The sequence below is a fragment of the Clostridium sulfidigenes genome (assembly GCF_052067195.1).
Taxonomy (GTDB): Bacteria; Bacillota; Clostridia; order Clostridiales; family Clostridiaceae; genus Clostridium_J; species Clostridium_J sulfidigenes.
This window is the reverse complement of sequence record NZ_JBQHQR010000001.1, coordinates 146,906-165,977: the sequence shown is the minus strand read 5'-3', so window position 1 is coordinate 165,977 and position 19,072 is coordinate 146,906. Positions and strand designations below refer to the sequence as shown.

General features: G+C 29.1%; 18 protein-coding genes. All 18 read right to left on the bottom strand.

Annotation, left to right across the window (positions count from 1 at the left end; translation table 11 throughout):
• Positions 1–58: 58 nt before the first annotated feature.
• The 18 genes from pstB to ACTNBA_RS00770 all read right to left on the bottom strand — a co-directional run bounded on the left by pstB (position 59) and on the right by ACTNBA_RS00770 (position 19,023).
• Positions 59–808: a phosphate ABC transporter ATP-binding protein PstB gene (gene pstB, locus ACTNBA_RS00855; protein ID WP_346848326.1), complete on the bottom strand. Its 750-nt coding sequence runs from the start codon at positions 806–808 to the stop codon at positions 59–61.
• Between the two features lie 29 nt (positions 809–837).
• Entirely contained in the window at positions 838–1,662 is an 825-nt protein-coding gene (gene pstA, locus ACTNBA_RS00850) for a phosphate ABC transporter permease PstA (protein ID WP_346848325.1), read from the bottom strand.
• Position 1,663: 1 nt separating this feature from the next.
• Positions 1,664–2,572, bottom strand: a complete 909-nt coding sequence (pstC, locus tag ACTNBA_RS00845; RefSeq protein ID WP_441071817.1) for a phosphate ABC transporter permease subunit PstC — start codon at positions 2,570–2,572, stop codon at positions 1,664–1,666.
• Positions 2,573–2,657: 85 nt separating this feature from the next.
• Positions 2,658–3,527, bottom strand: coding sequence for a phosphate ABC transporter substrate-binding protein (locus ACTNBA_RS00840; RefSeq protein WP_441071815.1), 870 nt, complete (start codon positions 3,525–3,527; stop codon positions 2,658–2,660).
• Between the two features lie 201 nt (positions 3,528–3,728).
• Complete coding sequence (locus ACTNBA_RS00835) at positions 3,729–5,462, bottom strand: HAMP domain-containing sensor histidine kinase (protein ID WP_441071813.1); 1,734 nt, start codon at positions 5,460–5,462, stop codon at positions 3,729–3,731.
• Positions 5,452–6,162: a response regulator gene (locus tag ACTNBA_RS00830; protein ID WP_441072138.1), complete on the bottom strand. Its 711-nt coding sequence runs from the start codon at positions 6,160–6,162 to the stop codon at positions 5,452–5,454. Before ACTNBA_RS00830 ends, ACTNBA_RS00835 begins: the two co-directional genes overlap by 11 nt.
• On the bottom strand, positions 6,162–6,896 hold the full coding sequence (pgeF, locus tag ACTNBA_RS00825; RefSeq protein WP_441071811.1) for a peptidoglycan editing factor PgeF: 735 nt from the start codon (positions 6,894–6,896) through the stop codon (positions 6,162–6,164). Before pgeF ends, ACTNBA_RS00830 begins: the two co-directional genes overlap by 1 nt.
• A gap of 1 nt (position 6,897) precedes the next feature.
• Positions 6,898–7,353, bottom strand: a complete 456-nt coding sequence (gene nrdR / locus ACTNBA_RS00820) for a transcriptional regulator NrdR (RefSeq protein WP_035132824.1) — start codon at positions 7,351–7,353, stop codon at positions 6,898–6,900.
• A gap of 85 nt (positions 7,354–7,438) precedes the next feature.
• A complete protein-coding gene (locus tag ACTNBA_RS00815; RefSeq protein WP_346848320.1) occupies positions 7,439–7,696 on the bottom strand; it encodes a YlmC/YmxH family sporulation protein in 258 nt (85 codons plus the stop codon).
• Between the two features lie 91 nt (positions 7,697–7,787).
• The gene (locus ACTNBA_RS00810) at positions 7,788–9,350 is read right to left on the bottom strand and encodes a ClC family H(+)/Cl(-) exchange transporter (protein WP_441071808.1); all 1,563 of its coding nucleotides are present in this window, start codon (positions 9,348–9,350) and stop codon (positions 7,788–7,790) included.
• Positions 9,351–9,855: 505 nt separating this feature from the next.
• A complete protein-coding gene (sigG, locus tag ACTNBA_RS00805) occupies positions 9,856–10,629 on the bottom strand; it encodes an RNA polymerase sporulation sigma factor SigG (RefSeq protein WP_035132671.1) in 774 nt (257 codons plus the stop codon).
• A gap of 73 nt (positions 10,630–10,702) precedes the next feature.
• Positions 10,703–11,443 carry an RNA polymerase sporulation sigma factor SigE gene (gene sigE, locus ACTNBA_RS00800; RefSeq protein ID WP_346848319.1) on the bottom strand — a complete coding sequence of 247 codons (741 nt, stop codon included), beginning with the start codon at positions 11,441–11,443 and terminating at the stop codon, positions 10,703–10,705.
• Positions 11,444–11,454: 11 nt separating this feature from the next.
• Positions 11,455–12,258, bottom strand: coding sequence for a sigma-E processing peptidase SpoIIGA (spoIIGA, locus tag ACTNBA_RS00795; RefSeq protein WP_441071804.1), 804 nt, complete (start codon positions 12,256–12,258; stop codon positions 11,455–11,457).
• A gap of 315 nt (positions 12,259–12,573) precedes the next feature.
• Positions 12,574–13,686 carry a cell division protein FtsZ gene (gene ftsZ / locus ACTNBA_RS00790; protein WP_343824218.1) on the bottom strand — a complete coding sequence of 371 codons (1,113 nt, stop codon included), beginning with the start codon at positions 13,684–13,686 and terminating at the stop codon, positions 12,574–12,576.
• On the bottom strand, positions 13,683–14,942 hold the full coding sequence (ftsA, locus tag ACTNBA_RS00785) for a cell division protein FtsA (RefSeq protein WP_441071800.1): 1,260 nt from the start codon (positions 14,940–14,942) through the stop codon (positions 13,683–13,685). The genes ftsZ and ftsA overlap by 4 nt, the downstream gene beginning before the upstream one ends.
• Positions 14,943–15,248: 306 nt before the next feature.
• Complete coding sequence (locus ACTNBA_RS00780; protein WP_441071797.1) at positions 15,249–16,247, bottom strand: type IV pilus twitching motility protein PilT; 999 nt, start codon at positions 16,245–16,247, stop codon at positions 15,249–15,251.
• Between the two features lie 276 nt (positions 16,248–16,523).
• Positions 16,524–17,225, bottom strand: coding sequence for an RNA polymerase sporulation sigma factor SigK (gene sigK / locus ACTNBA_RS00775; protein ID WP_035133266.1), 702 nt, complete (start codon positions 17,223–17,225; stop codon positions 16,524–16,526).
• Between the two features lie 133 nt (positions 17,226–17,358).
• Positions 17,359–19,023 carry a penicillin-binding transpeptidase domain-containing protein gene (locus ACTNBA_RS00770; RefSeq protein ID WP_441071794.1) on the bottom strand — a complete coding sequence of 555 codons (1,665 nt, stop codon included), beginning with the start codon at positions 19,021–19,023 and terminating at the stop codon, positions 17,359–17,361.
• Positions 19,024–19,072: the final 49 nt, after the last annotated feature.

Sequence of the window (19,072 nt, the reverse complement as noted above, 5' to 3'; positions counted from 1 at the left end):
TCTTCACCTACACTTTATAAATTTTAATTATTGATAACTACCTAATTTCATTCTATTATTAACCAAATCTTCCTGTGATATAATCTTCTGTTCTCTTATCCTTTGGCATATGAAACATCTCTTCTGTCTTTCCATACTCCACAATTTCTCCATTTAAGAAGAATGCTGTTTTATCTGATATACGTCCTGCTTGTTGCATATTATGAGTTACTATGACTATAGTGTATTTTTCTTTAAGCACGTCCATAAGTTCCTCTATCTTAGAAGTTGATATTGGATCCAATGCAGAAGTAGGTTCATCCATTAGTATGACCTCAGGTTCAACAGCTATGGTCCTGGCAATACAAAGTCTTTGTTGTTGACCTCCCGATAATCCTATAGCACTTTTTTTAAGCCTATCCTTTACCTCTTTCCAAAGAGCTGCTCCTTGAAGAGATTTCTCTACAATTTCATCTAACTTCTTTTTATCCTTTATTCCATGAATTCTAGGTCCATAGGCAATATTATCATAGATAGACATTGGAAATGGATTTGGTTTTTGAAATACCATTCCTATTCTTTTTCTTAACTCTATTTCATTTAGCTCTTTGTAGATATTGTTATCTTCAAAAAAAACTTGCCCTTCTATTTTTACATCATCAATTAAATCATTCATTCTATTTAAAGTTCTAAGAAAAGTAGACTTTCCACACCCCGATGGACCTATTAAAGCTGTAACACTATTCTTATCTATTTCTATATTTATATTTTTAAGAGCATGATTTGTTCCATAGTGTAAATTAAGATCTTTTACAGATATTATTGACATTATATTTCCTCCTAGTTACATTCTAATGATTAAAATTTTTCTTTATTTATTGTTTTGGTGATTCCCTTAGCTATCAAGCTTAAAGCTAAAATTATAAATATTAGTATAACTCCAATTGCAGATGCTAGCTCTATATTTCCGGCTTCCTTAGTAACTAGATAAGCATGTACAGTAAGAGTCCTACCACTAGACATAAGGTTTTGTGGCATTGCAGCTACTGTACCAGCGGTTAAAAGAATTGCTGCTGATTCGCCTATAATTCTTCCAATAGATAATATTACTCCTGATAAAATTCCTGGCATTGAACTAGGAACTACTATTTTGTATAAAACTTCAAACTTAGTTGAACCTAAAGCTACTGCACCTTCTTTATAACTTTGAGGAACTGTCTTTAAAGCTTCTTCTGTGGTTCTTATAATTACAGGTAGTACAATAATAGCTAATGTTAAAGAACCTGATACAATTGAAAATTGCAATTTAAGAGTAGATACAAAGAATACTGTTCCAAATAGTCCATATATTATAGATGGTATACCTGCAAGACTTTCTGTTGCAAACCTAATTAATTTAACTCCTCTTCCTTGCTTTGCATACTCTTGTAAATATATAGCTCCACAAATCCCTATCGGAATTGATATTAATAAAGATAATATTACCGTTAACAATGTAGTAACAATCATCGGAAATATACCACCACCATTTGTGGGAGAATAATCTCCAAAAATAAAGTTAAAATCTACAAGTCCAAAACCTTTTTTAAATATATATCCTACTATAATAGCAATAATTAGAGCTGTAATAGCTGCAGATAACCATAAAATAGTTTTTAATATATTGTCTTTTATTTTTCTCATATTAATTACCTGCCTTTTCTGATATTTTAGCTATTACAAAGTTTAACAATAGAATGAAAGAAAACAAAACTACTCCTGTTGCAAAAAGCATTTCTTGATGTGTTCCAAAGGCATATCCCATTTCCAATGCTATATTAGTAGTGAGAGGTCTTACACTATCTGTTATATTATTTGGTATTATGGGGCTATTCCCAGCAACTAAGATAACTGCCATGGTTTCTCCTATTGCTCTTCCCATCCCTAGTACTATAGCTGTTAAAACTCCAGACTTAGCTGCTGGTAAAATTACTTTAAATATAGTTTCAATTTTAGATGCACCTAAAGCTAAAGATGCCTCTTTATATTGTTTTGGTACTGATCTTATAGCTGTTTCTGCCACTGAAATAATAGTTGGTAGCATCATTACTGAAAGAACTATTATAATGGCAAGTAAACTTTGTCCTTTAGGAAGGGATAATTTACTTTGAATAGCTGGTACTATTATTCCAAGGGCAAAGACTCCAAATAATACAGAAGGAATTCCTGCTAATAATTCCACTCCCTGAGACATTATCTTTGCTACTGATTTAGGTGCTATTTCAACAATAAAAATAGCTGTTAATATTCCTATGGGTACCCCTATAACAAGAGAGCCTAGGGTTCCATATATAGAAGCAATTATCATAGGAAGAATTCCATACTTTTCTGAACTAGGTATCCACTCTGTTCCTAGTAAAAATTCTCCAAAGGAATATCCTTTAGATATAAACGGTGTCAAACCCTTATAAAATACAAAACCTATTATTAAAATTAAACTTATTACTGCTATTAAAGCACATACTTTAAAAACATTCTCTGATACATCATCAATTATATATTTTATCCCCTTAAGTTTGTGGGGTTTTTCCGTCTTAACTGATTTCACTGACATATATTTGACCTCCAATTTAAATTCAATAGACCTTTAAGATAATTTTTCTCTCAAAGGTCTATACCCATTGTGGCGCATAAATTATCTATTTTACTTTTATTCCACCAGCTTCTTCAACAATACCTTGACCTTTTTCACTTAAAATGTAGTCAATAAATTGTTTTCCATCCTTTGTTAATTTATCTTCTTTATATACTACTAAGAAAGGTCTTGATAATTTATACTCTTTGCTTAATACTTTTTCAGGTGTTGCTTCACTTCCCTCTATTTTTAAATCCTTAATTGAATCATCTAATTGTTCAAAAGAAATATATCCTATTGCATTTTTATTTGTTGAAACTGTAGTTTTAACACTTCCATTACCTTCTGCTATAGTTGCATTTTTCTCCAATTCTTCTGAAGTATATCCTACAATTTCTTGGAACGCATCTCTAGTTCCTGAACCATCTTCCCTTGAAACTACCACTATTGGGGCATCAACTCCTCCAACTTCCTTCCAGTTAGTTATAGCTCCTGTATATATGTCCTTAATTTGTTTCATAGTTAAGTTTTCTGCTTTATTTGATGGATGGACTACTAAGGCTATTCCATCATAAGCAATTACTGTTTCAGCAAGTTCTGATTTTTCTTCATCTTTTAACTCACGTGAAGCCATACCTATTTCACTAATACCTTCTACAGCATTTTTTATTCCTGCTGAAGATCCTATTTGTTGAACCTCTACAGTAACATTTGGATTTTCACCTTTGTAACTCTCTGCTTCCTTTTCCATTAATGGCCCTACAGAAGTTGAACCTGATATTTTAATAGTTATAGCTTTTGCTTTATTATCACTAGTATTATTACCGCTATTATTTGAATTGGAAGTATCCTTTCCGCCACAACCTACTAATAATCCCATGGTCATTGTTGCAACTATTCCTGCTATTAATATTTTTATTGACTTCTTTTTCATTTAAATTCCCCTCCAATTTGTTTTTTTATTTATCTTACAATATTGATTATATTCTTTCTTAGTTAAGCTATTATTATCCATATATTAAAAAAACTTTACTTAGGTTAATAATACTTAACATAAACAAAGTTCTTAAGTTCACAAGAAAAAGACTAGAGAATTTTCTCTCTAGTCTTTTATGAATATCTTATCTTAATTATTCTATTTTTCTATATGATATGGAATTGTAATAATAAATTTTGTACCAACGCCTAAAGTACTTTCTACATCTATACTACCATTAAAACCAATAATTATATGTTTAACTATAGCAAGACCTAATCCTGTTCCACCCTTTGCCCTAGATCTAGCTTTATCTACCCTATAAAATCTTTCGAAAAGTCTTGGTATATATTCTTTTGCAATTCCCATACCACTATCTTCTACAATAACTTTAAAGTAGGTATCATAAATTATCTTTGTTATTACTACTGTATCAAAGGCTTCACTATATTTTATTGCATTATCTACTAGATTTATAAGCATTTGTTTAAATTTATCCTTATCTCCTAGAATATTAGGTATCTCATCTCCAACTATACTTACATGCACCTGCTTTTGTTCACCAGTATTCTTCATTAAATAAAATACATCCTCTATAGCTTTATTTACATTAAATACTTCTTTTTTAAATTCTTGTTTATGCTCAATTTGTGATAACAATAATATATCTGATATAAGTGTTGTAAGTCTTTCTGCTTCTTCATTTATTATAGTTAAAAATTTTTTCTTAGTCTCATCATCATCAACCTCTTTTAAAGTCTCAGCAAAACCTCTTATAGATGTAAGAGGAGTTTTAAGTTCGTGGGATACATTAGCCACAAATTCAGTTCTCATATTTTCTAACTTTTTCAAGTCAGAAATGTCTTGTATTACTGCTACTGCTCCAATATGCTGATGATTATGAACTATAATATCTGCGGTTCTAACCCTAAGGAATTTTATAGTAGGAGCACTTAACTTAAACTCTTTAATATCTCTATCTCTCATAGAAAATATAAATTTTAAATTCACTTCTTTACATATATTTTCAACTGGATTGCCTACTACATCTTCTTTAATATTAAAAATTTTCTTTGCATAGTTGTTTATCATTATTATATTGTGACTATTATCTATAGCAATTACGCCACTTTCCATACTTTGAAGAATTGCTGAAAGTCTATTTTGCTTTTCACTTACCTCATGTAAGCTACTTTCAAGTCTATCAGCCATATGATTAAAGTTCAAAGCTAACTTCCCAAGCTCATCATTGGTGGTAATTTTAATTCTTCTACTTAAATTTCCATTAGTGATCATGGAAGTAATAACATCTAAATCCCTAATTGGTTTAACAATTATATAGGATAACTTATTGGCAATCCAAAGAGATATAAAAATCATTATAATTATAGCACTACCATACCATACTATATATGTATCATTTAATTTATGTGTTGCTTTTACATGGGTTGAAACTCTAACTACTATACCATCTTCTATAGCTACAGCATAGTAAATAACATACGTTCCTTCCCTATCACTATATCTAGTAGCAGTACCTTCCCCTTTAGATTTAGCCATGATAACTTCATCTTTATTATTATAATTTATTAATTTTTCCACATTTCCTAAAGAATCAAATTGGGCAGTGCCATTGCTATTTATAATAGTAATTCTAATATTCAAATTTTTCATTTTATCTACTACATTAGAAAAACTCGCCTGATCAATGTTGTGTAACTGCTCACTTATTAAATAAGCATAAACATTTAATTGTTCTTTAGCACTCTCTTCACTTTCATAAGTAACTATTGTATAAAATACTGTAGTTAGAAATCCTAATACAAAAACTAATGCCGCAAAAACACTTAGCATTAGTCTTTTTTTCATAGTTCTTTGTGAATTATCTTTCATAACTTTCCCCAGAATTAAATTTATATCCTATACCTCTAATAGTTTGAATATAAATTGGATTTTTATCATTATCTTCTATCTTTTGTCTTAAATGTCTCACATGTACATCTACAGTTCTAGTTTCTCCTACATATTCGTAGCCCCATATCTTATCTAAAAGGAAATCTCTTGTCATAACTTTTCCTTTGTTTTTTATCAGTATTTCTAAAAGTTCAAACTCTTTTAATGTAAGCTCTATTTTTTCTTTTCCTTTATATACTTCATGTTTTTGATAATCTATATTTATATCTCCAAACTTAAAGCTATTATCTTCTTGTTTAAAACTAGTTCTTCTTAATATCGCTTTAGCTCTAGCTACTAGTTCCCTCACCGAAAAAGGTTTTGTTATATAATCATCTGCTCCTAACTCTAAGCCTAAAATTTTGTCTAACTCCTCACCTTTAGCTGTAATCATAATTATTGGTGTAGACTCTATAGATGATTTTTTTCTAATAGACTTACATACTTCTAACCCATCCATACCCGGTAACATAAGGTCTAAAAATATTAGATCTGGTTTTTCATCTTCAGCTATTTTTAATGCATCAATTCCATTATCAGCAGTTATAACCTTAAATCCATTCTTAGTTAAATTAAATTTAATTAGTTCCTGAATATGTGCCTCATCATCAACTACTAATATTGTTTTTTCCATAAATATCACTCCTTAAACTCATGGATAAATACAAAGGAAAATAACCTACCATGAGATTCTTCTTCTTTTCTATATGAATATAACTTTTTATCCTTGCTACAGTATGTACATAAATTTAAACATACTATATCACTATTCTTGATACCTTCATTCATTAACTGTATCTCTACACACTTTTGTAAATCTAAATTTCTACCATAATTAATCTGTTGATTTTTAAATAAATCACAATCCTTGAAATTATCTATAAGCTCCTGGCTTACTTCATAGCAACAGCTTTTATTATGAGGACCTATAAAAGCTTTAATATAGCTATGATCACAACCATAATTTTCTTTCATAACTTTAATTCCTTTAGAAACTATATTATTCAAAGTTCCTTTCCAACCACTATGAAGAGCTGCTATTACTTTATTTTTAGTATCTACTAAAATTATTGGTACACAATCCGCTGTAAATACTCCAATAGCAACCTGTTTTTCTTTTGTTACAATACCATCTCCATCATAGTTTACTATATCCATATTTTCTTCGTAAGAAAATACTTTGGTTCCATGAACTTGATTTAAATATACAACCTCATTTACTTTAAACCACTTTTTTAAATTATTTAAACTAGACTTTCCTTCATTAAATGTTTTATTAAAGTTTAAATTATTTTTTGCTGTAGAAAATCCAATGGTTATATCACCTAAATCATAGGTTAGAAATTCATTATTTTCTATGTTATAGGATCTCATATTACTTATCACCACTTAAACCCTTTATCTCTTCTATAAAACTATTAATATCATCAAACTTTCTATATACAGATGCAAATCTTATATAAGCAACTTCATCCATATACCTTAATTTCTCCAATATTAATTCTCCTATTTCCTCTGATCTTATTTCACTAGTCATGGTATTATTAAGTCTTTTTTCAATAGAATTTACTAAGTTCTCTATCTCTAATCTTGATACAGGTCTTTTCTCACAGGCTCTTATAACACCACTTATGATTTTATCCCTATTAAATAACTCTCTAGTTAAGTTTCTTTTTATAACAAATATTTGTATATCCTCTATTTTTTCATAGGTAGTATATCTTTTATTGCAATTAAGACATTCTCTTCTACGTCTAATTGCACCATCATCTTCTGTTGCTCTAGAATCTACAACCTTACTTTCTTCTCCATTGCAATAAGGACACTTCACTATAATCACATCCTCTAAGTTTTTCTGTTTATACTACGATTATACACAAAGTATTCACTATTTGTATATAATTAATTATTTTCTCCTAATTATTTTCAACAATTCCCTCTCCATCTACTAAAATAACATCTACTCCAATTTTTTTGATCCTCTCCCAAGGCAATTCTATATCTTCATTTTTTGAAAACCATCCAGATTTCTGTGTTGGAAGTATTATTGCTTCTAATTTATATTCTTCACAATTAACTTTAAAATCTTTTATATAGCCAAGTTTAGTACCTGTGTTAATATCTATTATCTCCATAGTTTTTAAACTATTTATCGCAAACATTGAAGTTTCCATAAAAAAACTCCCTCCTTAAATTTTATATCATTTAATCTATATTCTCTTTAAAATAATATAGAACATAAAAAAAGAGCCTAGGCTCTCCTTTTTATACTAAAGTAAGTTTATTTATTTCTTCTATTACAAAACATCGTCTATCTACATTTACTAAAACAACTATATAATCTCCACCTATTAATTTTACATTGCCTGTTGGTATTATTTCTTTTTCTCCTCTTTTTATAGAGACAAGAAGACAGCCCTTCGGCCAATGAACTTCACTTATAAATTTCCCTTCACCTATACTTCCCATTTCAATGCAAAATTCTAATATGGTCTTTTTACTGTCACTTTCCTCTTTAGTTAATCCAACCCTTTTTAGCAATCTTTCTAATAGCACCTCATAAATTGGTTCATTTCTTAACAACTCTGAAGTAATGTATGAAATTATAACTACTACTGATAAAGACAACAAATGATTAAAGGAACCTGTCATTTCCATTATAAGAACAATTCCCGTTATAGGAGCTTTGACTACAGATGCAAAATATCCTGCCATACCTAAAGCTATAAAGTTAATAATATATGAGCTGTTTATTCCAAAAACATCTATTGAAATATTTCCAACTATGGCTCCTATAATTGCTCCTAACAATAACATTGGTAAGAATATCCCCCCTGGTACCCCAGAACCAAAACAAATTAAAAGTAATAAAAATTTAATTATGTATATTATTATTAAAAATAAGATTGATTTTTCTTCTAATGATAAATGTAATATCAGCTCATGACCTCCACCTAATAACATAGGTGCTGTCAATCCAATAATTGCTGTTAGTACAAAGGGGATCATTATTTTTACTTCTTCAGGTATATTTTTAAATTTAGAATATAAATCTTGAAATAAATATATTCCTTTTGAAAATATAACTCCCATTATTCCTGTTAAAATACCTAATATAATTAAAATCCAATAATAACTTAATGGCAATGCATCCATTGCACCCACAGTTAAAGCTGGCTCGATGCCTAAAAATCTTTTTGTCACAAAATCTGCAGTTATAGCCGCCGGCATAACCGTCAATAATACTAATGGAGAAAAATTTCTATGAATTTCTTCTAATGCAAAGATTATTCCAGATAAAGGTGAATTAAACGCAGCAGACAAACCTGCCGACGCTCCAGCTGTTATTAAAAATTCCTTTTTAACTGGCATATTTTTATAACTTTTTTCTCCAACTCCTTCACCTATTGAAGCTCCAATTTGAACTGAAGGACCTTCTCTACCAACAGAAAGTCCAGCTGACAAAGCTAAAAATCCTCCAATAAACTTGTATATTAATATTCTAAACCAATTCATTTTTAATTTATTTATAACTCGTCCTTTTACTTGTGGAATACCACTTCCTGAAATCATGCCTTCCCGTTTAACCATGATTCCTACTATTATTCCAACAGTTGCTAAAATTCCAATAACTAAAATTGCTTTTAATAAATCTTTATTTCCCCATGAATAAAAATTATTAAAAAGTAGCGAGAATTTATTTATTAGTATCCTATTAAGTACTATTACTACTCCTGTTACTAAGCCTACAATAATTCCTTGAAAAACTAATCTATACTTCATATTTTTTCTCTGGATCATTATTTCCTTTATTCTTTCGCCTTCCACTGTTCCATCACCTCAATTTCAAATATATACTTAACTTCATCCAATATTTCAGAATTACTAAAATCTGCTGAAATAACTTATACTATGATAATTTATTTTGTGAATAAATTACAAAACCCTATTTTTGTTTATCGATATGATAAATTCAAAAAATTTAACACATAAGTTAAATAATATCTCTTCTAAAAATATTTTAACAGAACAACTATCTTTTAATCAAATTTTATTTAATTTGAAATTTTCATAACTTTAAGCTTACCTATTTAATATATTGTATAAGATATAAATATTTATTTTCATACAAAGGTTCATATCAAATTAGCCACATACTCTAAATCTATAATATCTTATAAAGCAAAAAGGAGCCTAGGCTCCTTTTTGCTGAGTTATAAATTTTTAATTTTAACCTCATTGCAATGAATTTTAATACAATATGATTTCACTACATAAACTATTGCAACTAGTTTTAATTCTAAATTAAGCTACCTACCTGTAAATAAGCATATTACACGTGTTTCCTCATATGTTTAAGTGCTGTCTTTTCCAATCTCGAAACCTGAGCTTGAGATATTCCAATTTCATCAGCAACCTCCATTTGGGTTCTTCCTTGGAAAAATCTTAAGTTTAAGATTAGTTTTTCCCTATCTGTAAGCTTCTTCATACCTTCTTTTATTGATATATTTTCAAGCCATCCATCATCTAAATTCTTACTATCACTAATTTGATCCATAACAAATATGGCATCTCCACCATCATGGTAAATAGGTTCAAATAATGAAATGGGGTCTTGAATTGCATCTAGTGCAAATACTATCTCTTCTTTAGGCATTTCTAGTTCTTTTGCAATTTGAGAGATAGTTGGCTCCTTATTATCTTTGTTAACAAGCTTATCTCTCACTTGTAATGCCTTATAAGCAATATCTCTTAAAGATCTACTTACTCTAATAGAGTTATTATCCCGAAGGTATCTTCTAATTTCTCCAATTATCATCGGTACTGCATAAGTGGAAAATCTAACATTCTGACTTAAATCAAAATTGTCAATAGCCTTCATTAGACCTATGCAACCTACTTGAAATAAGTCATCTACATTTTCCCCTCTGTTATTAAATCTTTGAATTACACTTAATACTAACCTTAGATTTCCTTTTATAAAATCCTCTCTACAGCCCTTATCACCTTGCTTTATCTTGATTAGTAGTTCCCTCATTTCCTTCTCTTTTAATACAGGTAGTTTCGAAGTATTCACTCCACAAATTTCTACTTTATTAATCATCATAAGGTCTCATTCCCTTCAGAATAATTACATTAAAATTATCTCCTGATGTAGCTTTTTTATACTAAAGACAACCTTATAACATTTTATTAATTTCTTTTTTAAGTCTCTTAATTATTCTTTTTTCCAATCTAGAAATGTAGGATTGAGATATACCAAGCATATCCGCAACTTCCTTCTGGGTTTTTTCTGTAATTCCATTTAGTCCAAATCTCAACTCTATTATTTCTTTCTCTCTACTATTTAATTTATCCATAGCAATTCCAAGAAGTTGCTTATCTACTTCTTCTTCTATATAGTTATATACTACATTACTATCAGTTCCTAATATATCTGATAATAACAGTTCATTTCCATCCCAATCAATATTTAATGGCTCATAAAAAGATATTTCTGTTTTTATCTTATTATTTCTTCTTAGATACATAAGTATTTCATTTTCTATACATCTAGAAGAATAGGTTGCTAATTTAATCTTCTTTTCTGGTGCAAAGGTGTTTACGGCTTTTATAAGTCCTATAGTACCTACTGATATTAAATCCTCTACATTTACTCCTGTATTTTCAAATTTTCTTGCTATATAAACTACCAATCTTAAGTTACGTTCAATTAATATGGATCTTATGCTTTCATCTCCCATTTCTAGGTTTTCTACCAATACTTCCTCTTCTTCTTTAGTCAATGGTGGTGGTAATGCATCATTTCCCCCTATGTAGTAAATTGATTTTGCAAAGCCTTTAAACTTACTTAAAAATCTACTTAGTATGCTTTGCAACCCATTTCTCACTTCTAAAAATTTTTTTGATATTTTATTCATAAAAATTCCTCCTATTCTATAATCCCCCTTGGTAAAAGTCCATTATAATCACTATGTTTGCTAAGCTTATTATCACAAAATGCCAATATCAAACTTTCTTCTTTTATATTTCCATTAATGTTTATCTTCACACTATCTGGTCTAATTCCAATAAGTTTTCCATTACATCCACTTACCACAGAATAAGGAATGTTATATATGCTATGGTTCTTTAAATTTAAATCTTTGAAAAACTTCCTTTCTACAATTATTACAGGCAAATTTGTTGCTGGCTCTCTAAGTTCATTACCTGTATCTAAAAAGGCTTTTATTATAGTCTTCACATTATCGATACATATTTCAGTAGTATATACATAATTAGTTAATGAGCGTCTATCTTTTACATATACAGTTAACTTATAAATTAACATATAAATAATCATTAAAGACAATATAAGATTTTTATAGGAAAAATTATATATCATAGCACTTGATGATAAAGATGGATTATCCTTTATGGCTATATAAAAAGACATTCCTGCAAGAAGTACAGAATACAATATAAATATTCCAGTAGCTTTTAATACTTCACCCATACTTTTATCTTTAATAGATATTATCATCATCAGTAGAGCTACTACTATTTTAAAGGGCGTAGATGTAAAAAACTGTAGTTTAGGAATAACTATAGAAAAAACATATGAAGCACCAATAGCTGAACTTAGCATTAACCTACCCATTGAAACCTTCTTTTTTATAGTTTGCATAGTTATTGTTAGTAAAAATAAATTCACTAAAAAATTTTCTAACAAAAGCATATCTAAGTACACTACCATTTTATTTACCCCCTTAAAGATTATTATATAGGTTGCTTACGGTAAAATTTGTAAAATCATATGGTAAAATTTCATATTATTACTAGAAAATTATGTCATTTTACGATTTTTTTTTTAAATTAAGTATCTGTTAAAAAATAAACTGTGTAATTTAAACAAAAGTCCTTGAAATAATAAAGGGCTGAAATAGAATACGTATCATTCTAATTCAGCCTTTACATGGAATTTAAAAAATTTAAATAAGAAGAGACTATTGCAAAATGATTAAAAATCATTTTGCAATAGTCTCTTAATAAAATAAATAATAATCTTATATTATCTCATGCTTTTTCTTAGCCATGTAGGAACTGTAAAATCTTCACTTTCCTCTTTAGAAGGTGTAGTAGCTTCACTTGATTGAGTTGCTGCTACCTCTGATTTAGGACTCTGACTTTTAATAGAGTCAAAGCTTACTCCACTTTCCATTTTAGCTTTTTCACAATCAAACCCTGTAGCAATAACTGTTATTCTTATCTCATCATTTAAGCTCTCATCAATTACAGCACCAAATATAATATTTGCATCTGGATCAGCTTCTTCCTGTACTATTTGTGCAGCTTCATTAATTTCTAACAAAGACAAATCAGATCCCCCAGTAACATTTAAAAGTACTCCAGTTGCTCCTATAATTGAAGTTTCTAAAAGTGGACTTGCTATTGCTTCTCTTGCAGCATCTTGCGCTCTATTATCGCCAGTTCCAACACCTACTCCCATATGAGCAAGCCCTTTATTAACCATAATAGTGCTTATATCTGCAAAGTCCAAGTTAATTAATCCTGGTATAGTTATTAAGTCAGAAATACCTTGTACACCTTGTTTTAAAACATCATCTGCTTTTCTAAAAGATTCTACAAGGGTAGTTTTTTTATCCACAAGAGATAATAATCTTTCATTTGGAATTGTTACTAATGTATCAACTGATTCCTTTAAAGCCTTAATTCCAGCTTCTGCATGAATCATTCTTTTTCTTCCTTCAAAAGGGAAAGGTTTAGTTACAACACCTACAGTTAAAATCCCCATAGATTTAGCTATTTCTGCTACTACTGGTGCAGCTCCTGTACCAGTTCCTCCACCCATTCCACAAGTAACAAATACCATATCTGCACCTTTTAATGCTTCAATTATTTCTTCCTTACTTTCTTCTGCTGCTTTTCTTCCTATTTCGGGATTTGCACCAGCACCTAAGCCTCTAGTAAGCTTGTCTCCTAATTGGATTTTAAACTCAGCCTTAGATAAAACTAATGCTTGTTTATCTGTATTAATACCTATGAATTCAACATTTTTAAGTCCTTCTTCAATCATTCTATTTACAGCGTTGTTTCCACCGCCACCACAACCTACAACTTTAATTTTACATAAATCATCATTTTGAACATCGAAATCAATCACTTTATTACCTCCTCATTAGAAAAACTCTTTAGAATTCCCTTTAGTCTTGTTATAAACTTATTTTCTTTACTTCTATTATTGCTGCTACTCAACTTTTCATTACAACTTTCACAGGAACTTTTTTCTTTATTAAATATTTCTTCTTTGCTTAAAACATCTCTTATGATTCCTGTAGCTGTTGAATATATTGGATTTGCTGCTCCAACATAATTTGGAACACCTATTCTAACTGGCTTTCCTAATATTTCTGAAGCTATAGTCGTAATATCTCTAAATAAAGATATTCCACCTCCAACAATTACGAAACTGCCAATTTGATCACTTAATTGCTCTTTTTCAATGCGCTTATTTAGTATTTCAAGTAGTTCTTTAACTCTTTCACCTATTATATCTACTAACATTTCATAATTAATTTCCACTATACTATTTCCACTAGTGTTAATCTTTATTTTATGATTTTCAGTTGAATTATCTTTCAATAATGTATTACATTTAAATTTTAATCTCTCACTATCTTGTAATGATAACTTTAGGCAAATAGAAATATCATTTGTAATATTATTACCACCTAAGGGTACTGAAAAGTAATCTAAGAATCTATTATTCTTAAAAACTGTAATTTCCATATTAGAACTTCCAATATCGATAATTGCTACACCTTTAGCAAGTTCAAGATCTTCAATTATATCCTTGCTTATACCTATAGCATTAACTACCCATCCCTTTATCTCGATTCCAGCTTCTTTTAAACATTTTTTATATCCATCAACATATTTTTTACTTAGTATAAATGCGTTGCCTTCTGATTCTAGTACCTTCCCTTTCATTCCTAATGGATTAGTAATATTCTTCATAGAATCAACTATGTATTCTTCAATATCAACTTGGACAATTTCTTGCTCCTTGCCAACACAAAACTTTGCAACTTCTCCTACATTTAATATATCTTCTTTGCTAATCTCTTTCATTTCTGGGAAAGACAAAACACCTTTAGTCTTTACGATTTCACATAAAGAAATTGGTACAGATAAGTATGCTTCTTCTAATGGTGAATTTACAATTTCCTTTAAACGCTCCACTACATTGCGTAAAATATAAGAAATATCCTCTTCATCCAACATTACATTATCCTTAACTCCCTCATAATCTGAAGTAGTAATTCCCATAACTTGTATTTTGTTTTCTTGGTCTAATCTCCCAACTACTCCACATACCTTTGAAGAACTTATATCTATTCCAACAATGTAATTATTCATATAACATATTCCTCCCACATTCTACTCCCTAAGAAGTTTACAGTGTACAAAGGTATATTCAACATGAAAAATGAAATTCCTTCAAAATAGCAGAATATTTTTAGAATATATTTATATAATGCCTAGTCTCTATAATACCTTACTACCATATACAGGTAAATAACGAAATTATCTCAATATATTATAAATACGCCATTTAATCATTTATATTCTATCTATAGTATAAAACTTAATTAAAAAAAACACAATAGTTAAATTCCCTATACCATTGATATTATAGGTTTTCTAAGAAGCAAAGAACTCTGTTTACAGTTCTTCTTTATCAATATATCTTATAATTTTACTTATAGCCATTTCCATAGTCTGCATACCATATTTTGATGAAGTTTCCATAGTTGATGGTATTTGATGTATTTTCCCTTCTCTAATTAAATTTTGAACTGCTGGGGTATTAACCATTACTTCAAGAGCTGCAATTCTTCCACTACCATCCACCTTCTTAAATAATCTTTGACATACTATACCTTTTAACACCGTAGAAAGCTGATTTCTTATCCTTAATTGCTGTTCTGACGGAAAATAATTTATGATTCTATCAATTGTTTTGTAGGCACTTATGGTGTGTAATGTAGAAATTACTAGATGTCCTGTTTCTGCTGCTAGAAGTACTGCTGACATAGTTTCTAAATCTCTTATTTCTCCAACTAAAATTACATCTGGATCTTCTCTAAGTATGGCTCTTAGTCCACTATCATAGCTTTCCGTATCCCTTCCTATTTCCCGTTGATTAATTAGAGACTTCTTATGATTATGTAAATACTCTATAGGATCCTCCAAAGTCACAATATGAGTTTTTTTATTTGAATTTATCTCATTTATCATAGCTGCCATAGTAGTACTCTTACCACTTCCAGTTGGCCCAGTTATAAGAATTAAGCCATCCTTTTTATTTGTAAATTCCTTTATAATTGTAGGCATATTTAAATCTTCTAGAGTTGGAACTTTTACTGGTATTACTCTAATTGCAATAGTATCAAAACTTCTTTCTTTATATACATTAACCCTATACCTGCCTACATCCGGTAGAGTATATAGTATATCTCTCTCCCCTATTTCATTATATATAAAGTAATCTTCTCCAAGGATTTCCTTACTATATTTCTTAACTATTTCTTCAGATAAAACTTCTTCTATTACATTTAATAATTCTCCATTTTTTCGTAGAATAGGAGGTGCTCCTACAGACAGATGCAAATCTGAACCTTGATTTTCAACCACATATTTTAAAAGTTCCTTTAGTTCCATTTTTTATCTCCTTACATATAATAAAATACATTTCCACCTACATTGTTATTTTTATAATTATCTACTTTACATTAAGTTTACTATAATTTTAATTAGTATATCAATTTATATAATCGTATTAAATATATTTATATTTATATAATTCTTTAACATTAGTTAAAGTTTTCTAAAAAATATGATATGTATTGATTCATATATCTTTATGAATCAATACATATCAATACCTTTTATAATATAAATATAATTATATAGTAAATAATTAATTAATATATATTATTAGCCTTCTCCAAAATTTAACTCTTTAAGTAGTTTCTTTAATGCTCTTTTTTCTATTCTAGATACATAGGATCTTGAAATACCTAATATTGAAGCTATCTCTCTTTGTGTTTTTGGTTTCCCATCTATTAACCCGTACCTCATTTCTATTATTCTTCTCTCTCTCTCTTGAAGACATGTTTGCAGTATACAATATAATTTTTTCACTTGTATCTTATTTTCCACTACCTCCAAAATGGAATCTTTATCACTACTTAATATGTCCATAAGGGATATTTCATTTCCTTCTTTGTCTAGACCTATGGGATCTTGCAAATATACTTCACTTCTAATTTTCTTATTGTTTCTAATAAGCATAAGAATCTCATTTTCTATACATCTTGCAGCATAAGTTGCTAACCTAGTTCCCTTATCCATATCAAATGAATCTATTGCCTTAATTAATCCTACTGTTCCAATTGATATTAAATCATCCACTTCTTTCCCAGGAAATGAATATTTTTTTACTATGTGTGCTACTAATCTTAGATTTCTCTCAACTAAGACACCCTTTGCTTCAGGATCTCCATCTTTTAATCTCTGTAAATATTCTTTTTCTTCTACTTCTGTAAGTGGCTGTGGAAAAGAGTTATTTCCTGAAACATATCCTGTAAGTAAGGCATATTCGCTAATTACATTCAATAACCAACTCAAGCAAAACATTTATGCTCCCCCTAATAGTGCTTATTATTATAATATGTTTACTTTAGGGGAAAAGTGACTATATGGTAATATTTATTTGAAAGAAAAATTTTAAATTTTAGGAATATTATATTATACAATGTAAAATCTAACTTTAGTTTAATTTCATAATATCACTATGAATTAAACTTTCTACTATATCCTTAAATACAGAACATGCAATTTGACTACTACCACTTTTTTCTTCTACCTGTGGTAAATATATAACCATTGAATAATACTTGTTTTCATATTTGAAAAACCCTGCAAACCAGCCATCAGAACACTTTTTATCTCCATTTAAATATTCAGTAGTACCAGTTTTGCCGCCGATTTCTATATTATCTATTTTAGCATTGCTTCCTGTACCAAGCTCATCATTTACTACACCTATCATACCTTCTTTAACTATATTAGCAGTACTTTCACTGAATACCTCTATAGATTCACTTTCATACTTCTTTAAAATTTTTCCTTCTTCACCTATTATTTTATTTATAATTTTAGGTTTAATATATTTACCACCATTAACTACTGTATTAGGAATGGATAATGCTGCTAGCGGTGTAGTTCTCACCGTTTGTCCTATAGATGTATTAGTAATGATATCTAAGTTATTTTCTACCTTATATCCTTCTATAGTTCCACTTTTCTCATCTTGAAGATTTAGCGTCTTATTAAATAACCCTAATCTATTAGATAATTCATATATTCTATCCATTCCAACCTTCCATCCAATCTGGGCAAAAGTATCATTAGATGATGCTATGTATGCTTGCTCCATATTATATGAACCTAGCTTTTCAATACTTTTGGGGAAAATTTTCTTTAAATAGAACTTTTCATCTCTTCCTATTAGTTGATTTTCTAAAGCTGCTTCATATAGTATAGTTTTAAAGGTAGAACCAAGTAAAAAACCATTTCCACTAGGTATTCCAATATTTACATTAGATAAACTATCATTTTTCTGCGCCATTGATAATATATCCCCAGTGGTGCTTTCCATTAGTACTGCTCCAATTTGACCGTACTCTTCATAATTTTTACTTTTTAAAATCTCTTCTACTTTTTTTTGAATATTATAATCTAGGGTTGTAACTACATTATTATTACCTTTTATGTCACTAAATACTTTTTTAATAATATTACCACTAACATCCTTTTCAAGCTTTAATTGCTCTTTTTTATTATTTTTAATATATTCATATATTTCTCTTTCTAAGGTTCCCTCGTCTTTCAGTTTTGAATTATCAGAATATTTCACTCCACTAGCTAGTATATTCTTTATATTCCAATCATTATACTTTTTATATTCAGTATATTCGTATACATACATTCCTCTTACATCTTCTATATTTTTTAACTTTTCATAACACTCTTTATCAATTTCATATTGCTTATTTCCATTTTCAATTTCATATTGTAATAAGGAAATATCATAATCTCTATTAAAACTTCGCAGTATATAGGATACATTTTTCATTGATATAAAAGCTGCTTCCTCGTTTAATGTATAAAAAGTTAATGGATCTATCACTACATAATATTTTAATGTACTTTCAAAAAGATTATTGTCATTTCGATCAAGCAACTTAAAGTTAATATTATTTATATCCTCTTCATAGTAATATTGTTCATTAGCAGACACTGAAAGTGTAGGCCCCTCCATTAATTGAACATAGATAAACCTAATAATTAATCCTATAAACATTAATATCATAATGGATAATAGGTAATAATTTCTCTTAGTTACCTGTCCTTTATTACTTTTTTGAAACAATAAAAACACCTCCCTTAGTATAATCTTTGACTAAAGAAAGGTGTTTAAT

Excerpts from the sequence above, each read along its gene's own strand:
- pstB (WP_346848326.1), bottom strand. The coding sequence starts at position 808 with ATGTCAATAATATCTGTAAAAGATCTTAATTTACACTATGGAACAAAT.
- pstA (WP_346848325.1), bottom strand. The coding sequence starts at position 1,662 with ATGAGAAAAATAAAAGACAATATATTAAAAACTATTTTATGGTTATCT.
- pstC (WP_441071817.1), bottom strand. The coding sequence starts at position 2,572 with ATGTCAGTGAAATCAGTTAAGACGGAAAAACCCCACAAACTTAAGGGG.
- ACTNBA_RS00840 (WP_441071815.1), bottom strand. The coding sequence starts at position 3,527 with ATGAAAAAGAAGTCAATAAAAATATTAATAGCAGGAATAGTTGCAACA.
- ACTNBA_RS00835 (WP_441071813.1), bottom strand. The coding sequence starts at position 5,462 with ATGAAAGATAATTCACAAAGAACTATGAAAAAAAGACTAATGCTAAGT.
- pgeF (WP_441071811.1), bottom strand. The coding sequence starts at position 6,896 with ATGAGATCCTATAACATAGAAAATAATGAATTTCTAACCTATGATTTA.
- ACTNBA_RS00815 (WP_346848320.1), bottom strand. The coding sequence starts at position 7,696 with ATGGAAACTTCAATGTTTGCGATAAATAGTTTAAAAACTATGGAGATA.
- sigG (WP_035132671.1), bottom strand. The coding sequence starts at position 10,629 with ATGATGATTAATAAAGTAGAAATTTGTGGAGTGAATACTTCGAAACTA.
- sigE (WP_346848319.1), bottom strand. The coding sequence starts at position 11,443 with ATGAATAAAATATCAAAAAAATTTTTAGAAGTGAGAAATGGGTTGCAA.
- spoIIGA (WP_441071804.1), bottom strand. The coding sequence starts at position 12,258 with ATGGTAGTGTACTTAGATATGCTTTTGTTAGAAAATTTTTTAGTGAAT.
- ftsA (WP_441071800.1), bottom strand. The coding sequence starts at position 14,942 with ATGAATAATTACATTGTTGGAATAGATATAAGTTCTTCAAAGGTATGT.
- ACTNBA_RS00780 (WP_441071797.1), bottom strand. The coding sequence starts at position 16,247 with ATGGAACTAAAGGAACTTTTAAAATATGTGGTTGAAAATCAAGGTTCA.
- sigK (WP_035133266.1), bottom strand. The coding sequence starts at position 17,225 with ATGTTTTGCTTGAGTTGGTTATTGAATGTAATTAGCGAATATGCCTTA.